This window comes from bacterium, from assembly GCA_035505375.1.
Classification (GTDB): domain Bacteria; phylum Hydrothermota; class Tepidihabitantia; order Tepidihabitantales; family Tepidihabitantaceae; genus UBA2258.
In genome coordinates this window covers 213,663-229,640 of sequence record DATJQV010000081.1, presented here as the reverse complement: position 1 = coordinate 229,640, position 15,978 = coordinate 213,663, and the positions used below count along the sequence as shown (strand labels likewise).

The window sequence follows — 15,978 nt, the reverse complement described above, 5'->3', positions numbered from 1 at the left end:
TAACGCGAACTGGACCGAAACCAGCTACGAAGTTACGTCCTGTCTGAGGAAATGTGACCGAGGTTCTAAGAGTCAGGGATCCGTGCAGCTCTATGTTGTGACGGGAGTCCGACGACCCCTGTTGAGTACCAGCCCTGCTGTCTGACACCTGATAGTCCATGCGGTCCGGCGACGGTTCTCGGACTCAGGGGAGCGCGCTGCTACTCCAGACACTGGCGAATTGCAAGACGGATTCTGTCTTGCCCGAAGTGCGAATCGCCGCCCGCGACTTGCCGGTGCGACCTACCTGAAGGCCCCTCCCGAGCTACCACTATAGCAATGGTTGGCACTGTTACCTGTGCTGTTGCACCCGTTGCCCAGTGCGGAGGACCCGTGCGCGTAGCATAGAGTCGACGCGCTGCTGCCTGACATGCAGTTGTTTGCGGCTATGCCGCTTGCCGCATCGCGCAGGCGTACTGCACGAGGTGACTCGTACTTCCGGCCCGAAGGATCTGAATTAGCTGGTTTCAAGAGCACACCTCCACCGCTAGATTCGCAGGAACGGTACCCTTACAAGACATTAAGCTGATTCTACGCTTCTTGGTCTCTACGTCAAGTATTCCGTGGACACCGTGGACACCGTATTCCGTGGACACCGCTCTCCCAGTCAGAATCGGAAGTTCACCTCGCACACGGTCACCTGTCTATTCGGCACCGTCTTCGGACAACTCCCGTCTGCACCTCTGCATTCCGATTCCTGGTATCCAAGGCCCGCATCTTCGCCATACGCGTACATGTGCGGTTCCATCCGGTTCGGTAGCGGCCCCAGAGGCCGCGCCGCGTAGTCAGCGTCATCCGTAGCCATGACTCCGAGACCATTCGTCTTCTCCTCAGGGCGACGCTGCGCGTCGTCTGCTGGTCACTCCCACGGTATCGTATCCCGGCTTGAAGCCGTCCAAGAGGGTACCCGGGGCGCTCGCCCGTGGCTCGGCAGGGGTCAAGTGTTTTCCTTGACACGCGAACCGTCGCCGGTAGTGTTTTCGCGAGGCTGAGTGCGGATACCGGTGAGACCGGTCACTCTGAACGGTCAACGGTGTGATGAGGTTCTCACTGCCCGGCAGACTGACCGATTCGTTGTCTCTCCGATACCTCGCTCATAGTAACCACCCAACATCAGGCATGGAACCGGAGCCCTTCCGGTATGGAATGGTGCTGCCCCAAAGGTACGCGCGTGCGCGCCCGGGGAATGGCACGAAAGCTGAGGTGTTGCATGAGACAGTCTAAGTCAGCATCTTCGGGCCCGAAGTACGAGTCACCGCGTGCAGTACACCTGCGCGATGCGGCAGGCGGCATGGCCGACGCAGGCCAAAACTGCCAGACGGGGAGCGGCGCGACGTGGCTATGCTTCACCGGAGGGTCCGCACAGGGCGGTGGGTGTCACGACACAGGTAATAGTGCCAGCCATTGCTATAGTGGTAGCTCGGGAGGAACGTTCTAGTAGGTCCCACGTACTAGTCGTGGGCAGCGATTTCTTCGTCTGGGCGGGCGAACAGTCTGGGTTCTCGAGTGACTGGAACAGCAGCATGTCCCTCTGAGTCCGAGAACCGTCGTCTACTTCAAGTCATCCGACGCAGGTAGGACAATCGTGCATCGCGTCGTTTCCATCGGGCGAGGGTGGAATGGGCGCGGGGAACCGACCGGCAGTATTAGAACGCGTGGGGACAACTGTGGGCGGGACGACCCGTGGGTTCTGATATCATCGGTCGGGTCGCAGCAAAGCAGCGCGGAGCGCGGCGCCGCGCAATCGCCGGCGGGTGGCAGGGGCTTGCGTATCTTCGCTGCGTGCGTCTCGGCCAAGCCGTCCGGAAGCACGCCGGTCTTGTTCCTCACACACTTTACGACTTCGCAGCCCGCCTCGGGCCCCTCGACAGTCTGCTGCCCCGGAGTCTTCTGGCCAGACTCGTACGGTTCGACGCCCACTACCGCGTGTTCTTGAAGCTGTTGATGGGCAGTCTGGTGGTCGGGGAGTACGACGACCAGCGCGACCAGTGGCATATCCGCCGGCCCTTCCGGCTGTTTGTGGACGCGCGGGTTCTCCTAGCTGCTGTCTCTTCGTCTTTCGTCACTCGTCCCTCTTCCTCAACTGCTGCCCCCCAACCCCCGACCTCGAATCCACCATCGCAATAGCAGACAGGGCCTCAGCCGTCGAACTGCTACTCAGTTGTCTGTCTGGCCGGCTTCAGCGTTCCGCAGTCAGTCGCCAACCGTCGGCTGCGTGGGGCGAAGTCGTGGAGCTAGCAGAGAGCCACGGTCTTGGTCCACTCCTCTACAGGCGGCTCAAGGAGAGCGGGGTTCAGGCGGGCGTCCCGGCCGATTCCTGGGACCGGCTGCGACTGGTCTACTTCGTCAACGCCGAGCGGAACACGCGCCTCTTTCGGCAGCTTCGACCAGTGCTCCAGTGCTGTAGCGACGCCGATATCCCGGTCATCGTCTTGAAGGGCGCATACCTGGCTGAGGGTGTCTACGACAATGTCGCACTCCGGCCAATGGTCGACGTCGATCTCCTGGTTGCGAGAGCAGACCTACCGAGGGCGCAGGCCAGACTGCTTGGCATGGGCTACGGCCCCCAGAAGCGAGAGGACATTGATGCCCGGTGCCGGAGAAGCTCGGAACTCACCCCGTTTGTAGGGTTAGGTTCCAGCGTGGACCTCCACTGGAGCATAGCCAGCCCCACGAGTCCCCTCAGAGTCGATATCGGTGGACTCTGGAAGAGAGCGCAACCGGCGACCACAGCGGGCGTACAGGTGCTGGCGCTGTCACCTGAGGACCTGCTGCTGCACCTCTGCCTGCACACCTCTTACGAGCACGGCCTTGGGGAAGGACTGCGACAGTTTTGCGACATTGCTGCGACCATTCGACACTTTGGCGAACTGGACTGGCCTCAATTCGTGGACCGCTCTCGCGATTGGGGCGCAGGGCGCTACGTTGGTTTGGCACTCCGCCTGGCGCAAAGCATGTTGGGAGCCGAGGTGCCGGAAGACGTCATTGAGAGGTTGGTACCCGGTGGCATTGACGCACGCATACTGGAGACGGCGAGGGAATCCGTCCTCGCTCGCGCTAGCTACGTACGATGGTTGCCGTTCTTCGATGCGTTTGGCGCTAGGTCCTTTCGTGACAAGGCGAAGCGGTCCTGGCAGAGGGTGTTCCTATCCCGAGCTGAGATGGGGGCGAAGTACCCGGCGTCGCGCGGCAGGAGTCACCTCTGGCCATACTACTTGCTAAGAGTCAGAGACGTCATCCTAGCCTACTGGGCCCACATCTTCCGTCGCGCGCGGTTGATGCTTCGGACTCATGGCCGCGACCGCGCTGCCGACTTGGGCAAATGGCTGGGATCAGGAAAACCCTGACCGCTTCCATCTGCTCAGAACTTGGCCCGCTCCGTCTGCGAATGGCTTGGCTGCTTCCTCTAGCAGCGCCGCACGCTTCGATCCCCCCGCCTCGCGTCAGGTTCAGGATTAGCCAGACGCTGGCCCAGTAATGACTGCAGATAGTCTGCCTGAAGACCTGTCCCCTAAGTTCCGCGTCTACGAAATCCCAGCAGATTCTCCTTGACACGCGAACCGTCGCCGGTAGTGTTATCGCGAGGCTGAGTGCGGATACCGGTGAGACCGGTCACTCTGAACGGTCAACGGTGTGATGAGGTTCTCACTGCCCGGCAGACTGACCGATTCGTTCTCTCTCCGATACCTCGCTCATAGTAACCACCCCACATCAGGCATGGAACCGGAGCCCTTCCGGTAAGCAACAAGTGCCGTCCTAAGGGCGCGTGCGCGGAACGGCACGAAAGCTGAGGTGTTACATGACAAAATCGAGATTGCTGGCGTTGCTGGCAATCGCCGCGGCGGCCGGACTGATACTTGCCGGCTGCAAGGAACCAATGGGCTTTAACCCGGATGCCAATATCGCTTGGCATTGGGAGTCGAGCCCCAAGGTGTACACTCTCTGGGGCTATGGGGCAGGCGGTTGGGGCGGTTGGGGTGGCTGGGGCGGCTCGAGCGACAGCGTCGGTACGGTGAGCGTCTGGAACACGCCGGACACGCTCTATGTTACGTATGCGCTGGCCGGGAACTGGTGGCTGGATGAAGCTCGCCTCGACGCCGAGAATTCACTCAAAGACATCCCCCAGAGGCGCGGTCAGCCCCTCCCTGAGCAGTTCGCCTATGGTGGCAGGTTGCTCCCGCGTGTTCAGACCCGCACGTACGCAATTCCGAAAGACACGGGCTGGAGCGTCGGCGACACGCTCTACATCGCGGCGTACGGCGTAGCAGTCAAACTTGGTCAAGGAGGATGGGGGTGGATAAATCAGCAAGAGAACTGCTGGGCTGGCCCGTACTTCTTCACTGGCGACGGGGGCTTTGCCTGCTGCGGCAAGCAGGGGGCTCGGTACTTCAAGTATGCGTTCCAGAGTGCCCACAAGAACGTGACTCTGCCGAAGGACACGGTCACGATGGTCCCTCACTATCTCGACGGGGCACCTGGTGCGGACTGCTACTGGCGCGTGACGCTTTCGAACGTACCATCTGGATACGACGTGTGGAACGGCGATTGGAGAGGCTGGTGCATCCAACTGATGGCCAGCATGAAGGCGGAAAGCAGCTACCGCGTCCGACTCTGGTCGTCAATCGACCCCAACCTACCTCCTCGCCTGCAGGATACCGCGTGGTGCTACATCAACTATTTGATCAACCACAAGGCACAAGGCGCGACAGCATGGGATATCCAAGAGGCCATCTGGGCTTTGAGGGGTCAACTTGGTTGGCTACCGCAGCCCGATTGGCCTCCACTGACCCTGCAGATGTACAATGATGCACTGGCTCATGGCAAGGGCTGGTACGCAAGCAAAGGAGACCAGATTGCGGTAATCCTGGAGACTCCTGTGCAGGTCCAGCTCTGCATCATCGAAGTCGACCCATGATAGTCTAGCCGGTTACGAGACTGACTGACAACCTGCGGGCGGCGGAGGGTGATCCTCCGCCGCCCGTTCCTGCTGCCGCCGCGTCCGCGAAGGTGTGCACAACCCCTCATTGCTTCCGAGCACGCCCATCTTGTTTGCGCTGTGTGTGGCGGTAGGACGTCTTGTTCCCGGGGCACGAATGCGGCCTTGACTTAGTCTTCCTCGGTCGCTATCTTTATTCGAAGTTAGGTCCGATAGAGGGCACGCCAGCAAGAGCAAAGGCCGCGGGGGTCGGCGAAAAGTCGGCGCCCCGCACCAAGGAGGCAGCATGATCGTCATGGGCGGCTCGTTCGCGACGGCCGCTGTCCTGTCCGGTCTGGTCCAGTTGCTCGTGGTTCTGGTCGGGGCTGTGCTCATTTCGGCGGCAGTGCAGGGGTTCAAGGCCGAGTGGCAGGCTCTGTTCAAGCATCCGTTCGAGGGCGCACCTGCCCGTATCTTGGTCTACATTGTGTCCGCTCTGTTCCAGATATACAACGGTCACGTCCACAGCATCGGCCTTTGGGAGGTCGTGGTGCTCGCGATCCTGACTGCTTTTTCCGCGACCGGTTTGTACGACTTCGCCAAGAAGCGGCAGTCTGCGTAGTAACGACCTGGATACGTTGTTGCGGAGTACCGTCGGGTAGAACCGGATTTCTCTGTCTGGGAGTGCGGGAGCGATCGCTCCCGCTTCCTGTTATGGTGGTGACGGGGGCCGGAGCGGCAGGATGGACAGCATGAGCACGCCGGTGTCCTGGATGGGCGGCGGCTGGCCTTGTCGGGCTAGGTTGTTGAGGCCCGCGCGCGCACTGCATCCCACACGCGCACGAAGTTGAGGCCGAGAATCCCGGCGATGTCGGCCTCAGGGAATCTTTGCTGGCGCAGCCCGGTCCCAATCGCGCCCATCTTGGTTACGTCCTCAAGCCCCGGCAGCGCGCCTCCAAACCCGTCGAAATCCGACCCCAGCGCGGCATGGTCAGGCCCAACAAGCTGGCAGATGTGGTCGATGCAGTCGATCACGTCCTCGATTGACGCGTCGGCTTCGCGGTCGCGCAGGAAGTAGGGCAGGAACACGACCCCAATCACACCGTCGTGCGCGGCAATCGCCCGAATCTGTTCATCGGTGAGGTTGCGGTTGAAGTCGCGCCGCGCCCGGATTCCGGAATGGGAGGCGATGACCGGGGACGTGCTGGTATCGAGGATGTCGAACACGGTCTTGTCGGCGCTGTGCGACACATCCGCAATCATCCCGATTTCGTTCATTCGGCGTATCGCCTGACGGCCGAGTCGCGACAGCCCGTTGTTGGGTTTGTTGTCGTCACCGCTTGAGTCTCCGAGTTCGTTGGAATTGCACCATGTGATGGTGAGCGCGCGCACGCCACGTTCGAAGAACCGGTCGATGTTCTCAAGATTCCCTTCCAGCGCGTGTCCACCCTCGACCCCGAGAACCGCAGCAATCCTGCCTGCGGCCGTCGTCTGTCTGAACTCGTCCGGTGTCAGCGCCGGCGTGACCAGGTCCGGACAGCGTGCGCACACCTCGTCGAAAGTGTCAGCTCCTTTGAGGACGAAGTCACAATACTCGCCCGGCTTGAGTTCGGTCGGACTGACCCAAATGGCAAAGACCTGACCGTTGACGCCACCTTCTTTCATGCGCGGGAAATCGAGATGACCCTTGTCCGACCGCTGCGTGATATCCTTACGGCCGCGAATATGCTCGTAGAGCGCATCGGTGTGAAGGTCCACCAGAAGCGGAATCGGTTGTCCTTGTGCTACTGAGTTAGTCATGATGCTTGGGCACCCAGTATACAGCATACAGTATGCAGTATACAGGCTTTGTTGACTGCGGTCGGCCTGCACAAGAGCCAAGAGCCGGCGAACCGTGCTACAGCCGTGTCCGGCGTAGCCGGAGAGAGTTGGTGACGACGTTGATCGAGGACAGCGCCATCGCCACCTCGGCCATGATGGGATGGAGCAGGCCGAGCATGGCGAGCGGTATCGCGACAACATTGTAAAAGAGGGCCCAGAACAGGTTCTGCCTTATCTTCACGAAGGTCGCCCGTGAGAGCTGGATGGCCGCAACAACACCCGCGAGGCTGCCGCGCACCAGCGTCACGTCGGATGACTCGATAGCCACATCGGTACCGGTGCCGATGGCGATGCCGACATCCGCAGCCTTCAGGGCCGGCGCATCATTGATGCCGTCCCCGACCATCGCTACGCTGCCGAACTCCGTCTGCAGGTCCCTGACGACCTGCTGCTTCTGTGCCGGCAGCACCTCGGCGACCACGCGGCTGATGCCGGCCTTAATTCCTACCTCGGTCGCGGTCTCACGATTGTCGCCGGTCAGCATTATCGGCGTGATACCCAGCGCCTTCAGTCCCTCAATCGCGCGCGCCGAGTCAGGCTTCACCGTGTCGGCAACACCGATGACACCGACTGGCGTGCCCCCTGCTGAAACGTAAAGAGTCGTTCGCGCACGTCTCTTCAGGTCAGTCGCTGCCTGCTTCAGTGCACGGCAATCCACACCGCACTCCGTCAGCAGCAGTTCCTTGCCCGCGAGTACTTCAACACCGTCGACCATTCCTTTGATACCCTGGCCCGGCACTGCTTGCACGTTGGTCGGTAGCACCAGCTTCAGTCCGCGCGACTGGGCCGCTGCGACCACTGCACCTGCGACCGGATGTTCGGAGCCCTGCTCGATCGATGCGGCCAACCGGAGCAATTCGTCCTCTCGGCCTGGGACACCATCCGAATCGACGTCCAATCCGGTCGTGTTCCGCGCCGGAATCACATCGGTCACCGCCGGCCGGCCCTGGGTAATCGTGCCGGTCTTGTCGAGCACGACCGCTCGCACGTCCTTCAGCGTCTGAATCGCTTCGCCCGAACGGAAGAGAATGCCGCGCTCCGCACCCATGCCGGAGCCGACCATCAGGGCAGTCGGTGTCGCGAGTCCCAGGGCGCAGGGACAGGCGATTACCAGCACCGCGACCCCGGCAAAGAACGCGAGCGACACCACCGAGAGATTCGGACTCACCCATGGCAGAAACGTCGCCGCCCATGCGAGCATCGGCTTCAGGCTTGGTGCCAGGAAGAGCCAGGCGACGAATGTCGCCAGCGCAACAAGAACGACTACCGGGACAAATCTCGCAGTGACCTTGTCGGCGAATGCCTGTATGGGGATCTTCTTGCCCTGGGCTTCTTCAACCAGCCGAATGACCTGCGAGAGGAACGTATCTTTGCCCACTCGTGTCGCCTCGACCTTGATGAGACCGTTACCATTCACGGTAGCGCCGATGACGTCGTCGCCGGGCTTCTTCTCGACCGGGAGTGATTCGCCCGTTGCCATCGACTCGTCGATGCTGGTCTCGCCTTCGAGTATTCGTCCGTCGGTCGGTATCTTCTCACCGGGGCGAACGAGCATCAGATTGCCGGGTGCAAGCTGTGCCACCGGCACTTCCTTCTCTACGCCTTCGGCGAGCTGTATGCGAGCCGTCCTGGCTCCAAGCGCAACCAGCTTCCTGATGGCCTGAGAAGCCCGACCCTTGGCTCTCGCCTCGATGTAACGTCCGGTCAGGAACACGGCCATCACCATTCCACCGGCGTCGGCAAAGCTCTTTATCGGCAGGCCGGCCAGCACGGCGATGCCCGAGCCGAGGGCCGCAGCGACGCCGAGCACGATGAGCACGTCCATCGAGGCCGACCCGGCGCGCACCGACCCCAAAGCGCCCCGTACGACGTTCCAGCCCGGCCCAAACAGGACCGTGGCGCATAGGATCACGTCGAGCCAGACCATGCCCGACATGTGAAACACATGCAGACCGTGTAACGCCATGAGCAGCATCGGCACCAGCCCGAGTAGCCAGGCCCAGACCAGCCGGTTGGAGGCACGATGAAGCTCGACTGCGGAGTGGTCCTCGCCGCCGGAGGACTCGTGGATGATATCGTAGCCCACATCGACCACCGCCTTCTCTAGAGCCGGTACCGGCGAGACCTTGGGGTCGAATTCGACTATCGCCTTCTCAATGGCGAAGTTGACGTTCGCATTCTTCACGCCCGGCAGTCGGTTCAAGGCCTTCTCGACCGTGGCCACGCAACTTGCGCAGCTCATCCCTCCAACCGACAAGGTGACGGTCTCTGTCTTACCTAGTTCAGGCTTCTCGAGAATGACCGGCTCCGGCAACACCGGCGCTGTTGTTTCTTCCATCCCGGCCGACTCGGCTGTCTTGAGGAACCGGTCCGGCTCGGCCTGGAACCGCTTGAGGCAGTTCGGGTTGCAGAAGTAGTAGGTTTCACCCTTGTAATCCCACTTGCCCGCCTCGCTTCCCTCTTGTACCACCATCTTGCAGACCGGGTCAACGTGAGATTGACGATTGTAGATTGTAGATTCTAGATGGTCCGAGCTCTTGGCGTCTTGGTGTTTTTGTGGTGAGACGAATTCCTCGGGATTCTGCTGGAACTTGCGGGCGCACGTCTTTGAACAGAAGTAGTAGGTTACACCGTCATATTCCCTCTGTGCCGCCTCCTGCCCCTCGACCACTTCCATCTTGCAGACCGGATCAACGTGAACCGCGGCCTTCTTGCCGTTCATCTACTATTTGACGGGCGGAGTCCCACTCCGGTTCGTCACTGGTAGAATGACTCGATGCCAGGCTTACGGCACTCGCGGGCGCGGTGAACCACTGCTGCTATGCGACGTTGCCGAGTCTCCGCCCGCTTGGCATCCGCGACCCAACGCTCATAGAGACGGCGATAGGACGGCGCGAATCGGTTGAAACCCTGCCAGGCTTTGGGGTCTGCTCTGAGCGCTTCGACCAGGTCCAACGGTACGGCCGACGAGTGGCGATTGAAGTACGCCTGCCGCCACTTACCGGTCCTTCTCGCCGCCATGACCGACTCGAGCCCGGCCTTGCACATCCTGCCTTCGGCCACGAGGCGCTTCACGCGAGCTTTGTTGGATTGAGACCAGACACTGCCTGGCCGCCTTGGCGTCCAGCGCTGACGGAACTTCTCCGCGTCGACGGCCTTTATCTGGCCGTCAATCCAGCCGTAGCATAGCGCTTCGTCCAACGCCTCCAGGTAGCGCAACCCGGCCTTTGCGCCTTTCTTGTACATGTAGACCCACTCGCCCTGCGACTTCGCGTGATTGCGCCGGAGCCACGTCCGCCACTCGGCGGCGCCACGGAAATCAAGCGGTTCAGGCTGAGGGGATGGACTATGGACTTTGGACATTGGATTCAGGCCCTCGGAATTCGAGCTTGATTCGACATTCGTGCTTCGGACTTCGGGTTTCCGTTCTGCTGGCACCAGCCAGCAGAACGGAGAGGGTGGGATTCGAACCCACGGTACCCTTACGAGTACACGTGCTCTCCAGGCACGCCCGTTCGTCCACTCCGGCACCTCTCCGTGGAAAAGGATTCGGGGGGTCGAGGATTCAAGTGGTCCAGTGACAGATATTCGAATCCGCGACTGCCGCTCCGGCTAGCTTAGCGGATGCTGCCCGGCAGTCAAACTTGAAGTTACTTGATCAGGACCAGCGTCCCCGGCTTGACCGCGTCGACAATGGTCTTGAGCGGCATGGAGTCGAGCTCGATGTAGTTGTGGTCAATCGCCTCGGCCGGTACTTCATCGCTGACCTTGCCATGAATCACGATGTCCCCGCCGAGGAAGACTGCGCCCGCGCCAAAGGCGTCGGTCACGACGCGCTGAGCCGAGTCGGTCGGCGGCGGGACGCCCTCGAGCCGGTACAGCCAGTCCGGCCGGCGCCAGCTCGTCCGGACCTGCTTGTTCAGGACTTCGAGCGTTGCCTTGGGCAAGGCTGAGTACTCATCCGGTTCCTCCAAGATCTGGCGGAACTGGTACTTGGCCTCCAGAATCGTTTTGTCCTGAACCGCGAGGGTGATCTTGCGCTCCCCCCGGTTGATGACGAGATAAGGTTCGTGCCGCGACAAGGAAGCAATGCGGTAGTTCAGGTACTGCGCATCCTGTTCGAGCTTCGCCTTCACCGCCTGCAGGCTGTCATACTGGCCGGCAACAGCCCGCGCCTCAGCGTCCGCCTCCAGGGCCGCGCGCTGCAGTTCGCGTTTTCCCACCGCGTCGGTCAGCCGGACCAGGGCCAGGCTCCCGATGATGGTCGCAAGCACTGCCAGGAAACTTCTCATTTGAGCTGTCGGCTGCCGGGCTCGGGATTTCGGAACCGGACAATCCAGAGCCCAGAGTGCTGGGTCCAGAATCCAGAGTGTCGGGACATTCTGGATTCTAGTCTCTGGATTCTGAATTCTGGACTATTCGACTCGTGGCCCTTCATTAGAATATGAACACCTTGGTCCCGACCGGCACCGAGTCGTACAGCACCTTCAGGTCGTTGTACCCGACCCGGATGCAGCCGTGGGTTACGCTCCGGCCGAGCAGGTTCTCCTGCGGGGTGCCGTGTATCATCACTCCGCCGCCAAGGTCGAGCATGAACGCGCCGAGCACGCCCTTCTGCTGGCGCTTCGGCGAGCGGAGCGGCGGAATCGACTCGCCCTTTTCGAGGAACGCCCAGTCCGGTTTCACCCAGATCGGGTCTTTTGCTTTGCGGATGACGCTCATGATTCCACGCGGGGTCTGAAAGACCCACCGCTGGCTCCGGTATTTGAGCGTGTCGTTCCTGCCGGTCGATATCGCGGCCTCGAGTATCACCTTCTGGCCGCGGCGCAGGGAGAGCCGGTTGCCGTTGGGATTGACAACAATGTAGAGCTCATTGGTGAAGGCGGTCGCGAACTGGTCGGCGAGTTGCTTCACCGAACCATTGAGCGCCTCGATCTCGGGTCCGAGCTTCGGCAGCTCCAGCCGCATCGCGAGCGTGCCTGCCCGGGTCTTGTACAAGTTGTAGGTCAGATTCAGGATGTCCAGTCCGAGGCTCTGTTTGACCGGGAAGTAGACCTCCGACCAGGCCAGCACCATCAGCGACAGGACGATGATGCCGAGCGACTTTATCGGACTCATCAGGAATTGACGAATGACGAAGTGCGAATGTCGAATTCAGAAGGCAAACGCCGACCCGGCTCCCGGCCCGGGCCGGACGCGGAACGGTGCTCGGCGCTCATAGCCTGTCGTCTATCGCTCGTCGTTTCCCGTTCGCTATTCGCCAATCGTCATTCGCAACTCGTCATTTCACTGATGCCAGCGGGCAGTCTTGCCGCGAACATCAACGTGGATGAACGGCCCGCGCCAGCGGGTGCGGCTGTACCAGCCGATGCCGCCGGCCAGCTCAGGGTGCTGCTGCTCCAGCTCTTCGGCCCAGGAAGCCAGCAGCTTGGCGTCCTTGCGGTTCGAGTTGCCGTCGTGATTCAGGTCGTCCAGCCGGCCATCGTTGTCGGCGTCGATGATGATATCGGCGGCGCCGCCGTAGATGTGGGCGCTGTTCAGCCCGCGTTCCAGACGCCAGTTGTACGCCGGCGGTCGATAGCCGCTGAATACCGTGAACCGGTCGAAATTGACCCCGTGACGCTTGACGAGATCGGTGAGCAGCTCCAACTTGATCAGCAGTTCCTCGCGCAGGACCGTATACTTGGGGAACCCATCAATCGAGCGCGGCGCGAAGTCGCCGAGCGTGTAGTGCGGCGACACCGGCGTGTTCATGTTGTCGGGTGTCGTCACGATGAACCCTTTCGGCTTCGTGAAGTTCGGGAACGCCGCGATGGGCTTCGGGTACTTTCCGATCTTGACTCCCTTGAGATAACCCTTTTTGTCGAGGCTGTCAAAGGGTATCATCACAAAGGCGTTGATCCGGCGGACCGCCGTGCCGCTGGTGACGATTATCGGATAAAGTCCCGGCTCCTGCGGCGCGACCCAGCACGTCGTGTTTCCCATGTCCACCAGCTCGCCGGCCGAGGCAACCCAGCCGCTGCTGTTCACACGGTCGGAAGTCGACAGGCGGAGCGTCTCGCCCGGCAGCACGAACCGGCCGACGTTGTCCCAATCGTAGACGTAGCCGTTGATGTCGAGCGACAGCTTCGGGTTAACTTGTTCCCTGACAATGGCATCACTGAGGGTGGCGCCGGCCGCGAAGCCGGCGATGAGGACGCAGGAAACCAGTACCGCTCGCATTATTGCCTATGATAGTCAAACGCCTCGACGTGTCGGTTCGGGTCGAAGGCCCGGAAGTATAGCCGCAACAGCCAGCCGTGTCAATCCAGCTCCAAGCCTGCCTCGGTGCGGCAGTTGCGACAGAGGCCGTCTCTCGAACAAAGCGTCGGTGTCACCGCGCGAATCGCAGCGAGAGTCGCGGTGCGAACCGGTCCGCAAGTCCCCTCGCGAATCGAACCGCGAGACACCCTGGAGGTCGCGCGGCAAGTCGCCCTTCGGGTCGCGGCAGAAGTCGCCGCCAGAGTCGGTGTGCGAGTCCTCCTGCCAACCCCGGACCATCTCGCCGCGAGAGTCCCGGCCAGAATCGCGTCGTCAATCGCAGTCCGAACCGCGTCGCGTACCGCCACGCGAACGACCCCCCGAACCGTCCCGGGAACGGTTCCCAGGGCGATTCCCGACGCTAACTTTTCAGCCAATGCCGTGGCTTAACACATCGTGCTTTAATAACTTAGCTTTAGATGAGCGGAAAATGGGTAGCGTCCCCATTTAGATGGGTCTCCTGCGACGATTCGAGCCTTGTCTGCTAGCGCGTCAGGACGACCTTGCGGATGGCTTGGGCTTGGGCTTGAGCCTGTGCTTGGGCTGTCCTCACGAAGTAGACGCCCGGCGCCAGCGCCCGCACATCATTCGCGCCGGGATGCAGGTCCAGCACCTTCCGGCCCGTGATATTCAGCAGCTTCGCCCTGTATCCTGTCTTCTGCCTACTGTCTACTCCTAGATACAGCACCCCGCGGATGATGGTCGGCATCGGCCTGGAGCTTGTGGCTTGAGGCTTGAAGCCCTCCTCGATTCCGGACACAAAATCGCGCAGCACCGAGATGCTGGACCCAGCGCCATTGGCGACATAGACCCGGTTCTGAGTTGGATTCTGCGCCAGCGCGCACGGCCCGGCACCGACACCGATGGTCACGATGACCCCGTTGGTCTTACCATCTATGACGGTCACGTCACCGCTGAATTGGTTCGCGCAATAGACCTCGATGTCGGTCGGGTCATAGCAAAGGGCCCAGGGATAGCTGCCTGCCGTTACGGTGGCGAGGACGCTGTCGGTCGCGCCGTCAATCACGGTCACGTTGCCGCTGCCCGCGTTCGCGCAGTACACCTTGTTGCTGGTCGGGTTGTAGCAGAGGGCACTCGGGCCGCTGCCAGTGGCAACGGTGGCGATGACACTGTCAGTTGCGCCGTCCATGACGGTCACGCTGTCGCTACCCCGATTCGCGCAGTACACCCTATCGTTCGTCGGGTTGTAGCAGAGGGCATAGGGTTCACTGCCCGTAGTCACGGTGGCGATGACGCTGTCGGCGACACCGTCTATCACGGTCACGTTGTCGCTGTAGGAGTTCGCACAGTAGACCTTGTTGCGGGCCGTGTTGTAGCAGAGGGCACTCGGGCCGCTGCCAGTGGCAACGGTGGCGATGACACTGTCAGTTGCGCCGTCAATCACGGTCACGCCGCCGTCAAAGCTCGCGCAGTAGACTTTATCATTGGCCGAGTCGTGGCAGAGAGCGCTAGGACTCCCACCGGTAGCTACTGTAGCGATGACGCCGTCGGTCACACCATCTATCACGGTCACGTCTCCGACCATCCAATTCGCGCAGTAGACCTTGTCGTTGGTCATGCTGTAGCAGAGGGCCTCGGGCATTTCACCTGTGGCGACCGTGGCGATGACCTCGTTACTCCCGCCGTCTATCACGGTCACGCTGCAACTGCTATTGTTCGCACAGTAGACCTTGTTTTTGGTCAGGTTGTAGCAGAGAGCGTACGGCCACGTGCCTGTGCCCACGGTGGCGATGACCTCGTTGCTCTCGCCGTCTATCACGGTCACGTTGCCGCTGTTTTGATTGGCACAGCAGACCTTGTTGTTGGCCAAGTTGTAGCAAATGGCACAGGGGTAGCTTCCTGCGGCCACTGTGGCGATGACGCTGTCGGTGGCGCCGTCAATTACCGTCACATCGCCGCCCGCGTCCGCGCAGAAGACCTTGTCATTAGCGCGATTGTAGCAAAGCGCATCGGGGTGGAGGACTGCAGCCACGGTGGCGATGACACGGTCATTCGCGCCGTCAATCACGGTCACGGTCGTGTCTGCCTCGTTCGCGCAGTAGACCCTATTGTTCGTCGGGTTGTAGCTCAGGGCCCACGGGTGGACACCCGCAGTCACGGTGGCGATGACGCTGTCAGTCGCGCCGTCTATCACCGTAACGTTGTCGCTGCCCTCATTCGCACAGTAGACTTTGTTGCTGGTCGCGTTGTAGCAGAGGGCATAAGGGTGGCTACCTGCTGTCACGGTGGCGATGACGCTGTCGGCGGCACCGTCAATCACGGTCACGTTGGCGCTGCTGTAGTTCGCACAGTAGACCCTGTTATTGGTCGGGTTGTAACAGAAGGCACGAGGATAGCTACCTGTAGCCACGGTAGCGATGGCGCTGTCAGTCGCGCCATCAATCACGGTCACACTACCACTGTGTTCGTTCGCGCAATAGACCTTGCTGTTCGTCGGGTTGTAACAGAGAGCCAAAGGATTGCTACCTACAGTCACGGTGGCGATAACTCCGTTGGTTACGCCATCCACGACGGTTACCTTGTCGCTGTAGAGATTTGCGCAGTAGACCTTGTTTTTGGTCGGGTTGTAGCAGAGGGCGCTTCCGAGCGACCCGATCGGGATTCTGGCCAGCTTCTGGTTGGCCGCGCCATCAATGGCCAGCACGTAGTTGCCGTACGTGCCGGCGACGTAGACAGTGTTGCTGGCCGAGTCATACGCCAGACACTGCGGTTGAGACAGCCCGCCGAGCGAGTCGGGCAGATAGATGGTGGTCTCCAAGGTCTGTCCGCTGGCCGCCGACAGGCAGCAGCAGACGGCCAGCAGTACGCTCGATGTCCTCATA

General features: G+C 61.1%; 11 protein-coding genes and 1 tRNA gene. 4 read left to right on the top strand and 8 right to left on the bottom strand.

The window, feature by feature from the left end; genetic code table 11:
* The first annotated feature begins 1,722 nt into the window (after nt 1-1,722).
* The 4 genes from VMH22_14070 (at nt 1,723) to VMH22_14055 (ending at nt 5,576) form a co-directional block, all read left to right on the top strand.
* Entirely contained in the window at nt 1,723-2,166 is a 444-nt protein-coding gene (locus tag VMH22_14070; GenBank protein ID HTW92813.1) for a hypothetical protein, read from the top strand.
* Nucleotides 2,157-3,386, top strand: a complete 1,230-nt coding sequence (locus VMH22_14065; protein ID HTW92812.1) for a nucleotidyltransferase family protein — start codon at nt 2,157-2,159, stop codon at nt 3,384-3,386. The genes VMH22_14070 and VMH22_14065 overlap by 10 nt, the downstream gene beginning before the upstream one ends.
* Nucleotides 3,387-3,838: 452 nt before the next feature.
* Nucleotides 3,839-4,954 (top strand): hypothetical protein, encoded by a 1,116-nt coding sequence (locus VMH22_14060; protein ID HTW92811.1) that lies wholly within the window; start codon nt 3,839-3,841, stop codon nt 4,952-4,954.
* 307 nt (nt 4,955-5,261) lie between these two features.
* Nucleotides 5,262-5,576, top strand: coding sequence for a hypothetical protein (locus VMH22_14055; protein ID HTW92810.1), 315 nt, complete (start codon nt 5,262-5,264; stop codon nt 5,574-5,576).
* A 176-nt stretch (nt 5,577-5,752) separates the two neighbouring features.
* Here the strand turns inward: VMH22_14055 and VMH22_14050 are convergent, their stop codons facing one another.
* From VMH22_14050 to VMH22_14015, 8 genes are all read right to left on the bottom strand, one after another.
* Nucleotides 5,753-6,754: a dipeptidase gene (locus tag VMH22_14050; protein HTW92809.1), complete on the bottom strand. Its 1,002-nt coding sequence runs from the start codon at nt 6,752-6,754 to the stop codon at nt 5,753-5,755.
* 97 nt (nt 6,755-6,851) lie between these two features.
* On the bottom strand, nt 6,852-9,557 hold the full coding sequence (locus VMH22_14045) for a heavy metal translocating P-type ATPase (GenBank protein HTW92808.1): 2,706 nt from the start codon (nt 9,555-9,557) through the stop codon (nt 6,852-6,854).
* Nucleotides 9,558-9,592: 35 nt separating this feature from the next.
* On the bottom strand, nt 9,593-10,198 hold the full coding sequence (locus tag VMH22_14040) for a YdeI/OmpD-associated family protein (protein HTW92807.1): 606 nt from the start codon (nt 10,196-10,198) through the stop codon (nt 9,593-9,595).
* Between the two features lie 87 nt (nt 10,199-10,285).
* Nucleotides 10,286-10,372, bottom strand: a tRNA-Ser gene (locus tag VMH22_14035).
* 113 nt (nt 10,373-10,485) lie between these two features.
* On the bottom strand, nt 10,486-11,127 hold the full coding sequence (locus VMH22_14030) for a hypothetical protein (protein ID HTW92806.1): 642 nt from the start codon (nt 11,125-11,127) through the stop codon (nt 10,486-10,488).
* A 145-nt stretch (nt 11,128-11,272) separates the two neighbouring features.
* Nucleotides 11,273-11,953 (bottom strand): L,D-transpeptidase, encoded by a 681-nt coding sequence (locus VMH22_14025; GenBank protein ID HTW92805.1) that lies wholly within the window; start codon nt 11,951-11,953, stop codon nt 11,273-11,275.
* Nucleotides 11,954-12,121: 168 nt separating this feature from the next.
* Complete coding sequence (locus VMH22_14020; GenBank protein HTW92804.1) at nt 12,122-13,057, bottom strand: peptidase M15A; 936 nt, start codon at nt 13,055-13,057, stop codon at nt 12,122-12,124.
* A 562-nt stretch (nt 13,058-13,619) separates the two neighbouring features.
* On the bottom strand, nt 13,620-15,977 hold the full coding sequence (locus VMH22_14015; GenBank protein HTW92803.1) for a beta-propeller fold lactonase family protein: 2,358 nt from the start codon (nt 15,975-15,977) through the stop codon (nt 13,620-13,622).
* Nucleotide 15,978: the final 1 nt, after the last annotated feature.

Coding starts and splice junctions, on each gene's coding strand:
- VMH22_14015 (HTW92803.1), bottom strand. CDS start 15,977: ATGAGGACATCGAGCGTACTGCTGGCCGTCTGCTGCTGCCTGTCGGCG.
- VMH22_14055 (HTW92810.1), top strand. CDS start 5,262: ATGATCGTCATGGGCGGCTCGTTCGCGACGGCCGCTGTCCTGTCCGGT.
- VMH22_14050 (HTW92809.1), bottom strand. CDS start 6,754: ATGACTAACTCAGTAGCACAAGGACAACCGATTCCGCTTCTGGTGGAC.
- VMH22_14045 (HTW92808.1), bottom strand. CDS start 9,557: ATGAACGGCAAGAAGGCCGCGGTTCACGTTGATCCGGTCTGCAAGATG.
- VMH22_14030 (HTW92806.1), bottom strand. CDS start 11,127: ATGAGAAGTTTCCTGGCAGTGCTTGCGACCATCATCGGGAGCCTGGCC.
- VMH22_14025 (HTW92805.1), bottom strand. CDS start 11,953: ATGAGTCCGATAAAGTCGCTCGGCATCATCGTCCTGTCGCTGATGGTG.
- VMH22_14020 (HTW92804.1), bottom strand. CDS start 13,057: ATGCGAGCGGTACTGGTTTCCTGCGTCCTCATCGCCGGCTTCGCGGCC.
- VMH22_14040 (HTW92807.1), bottom strand. CDS start 10,198: ATGTCCAAAGTCCATAGTCCATCCCCTCAGCCTGAACCGCTTGATTTC.
- VMH22_14060 (HTW92811.1), top strand. CDS start 3,839: ATGACAAAATCGAGATTGCTGGCGTTGCTGGCAATCGCCGCGGCGGCC.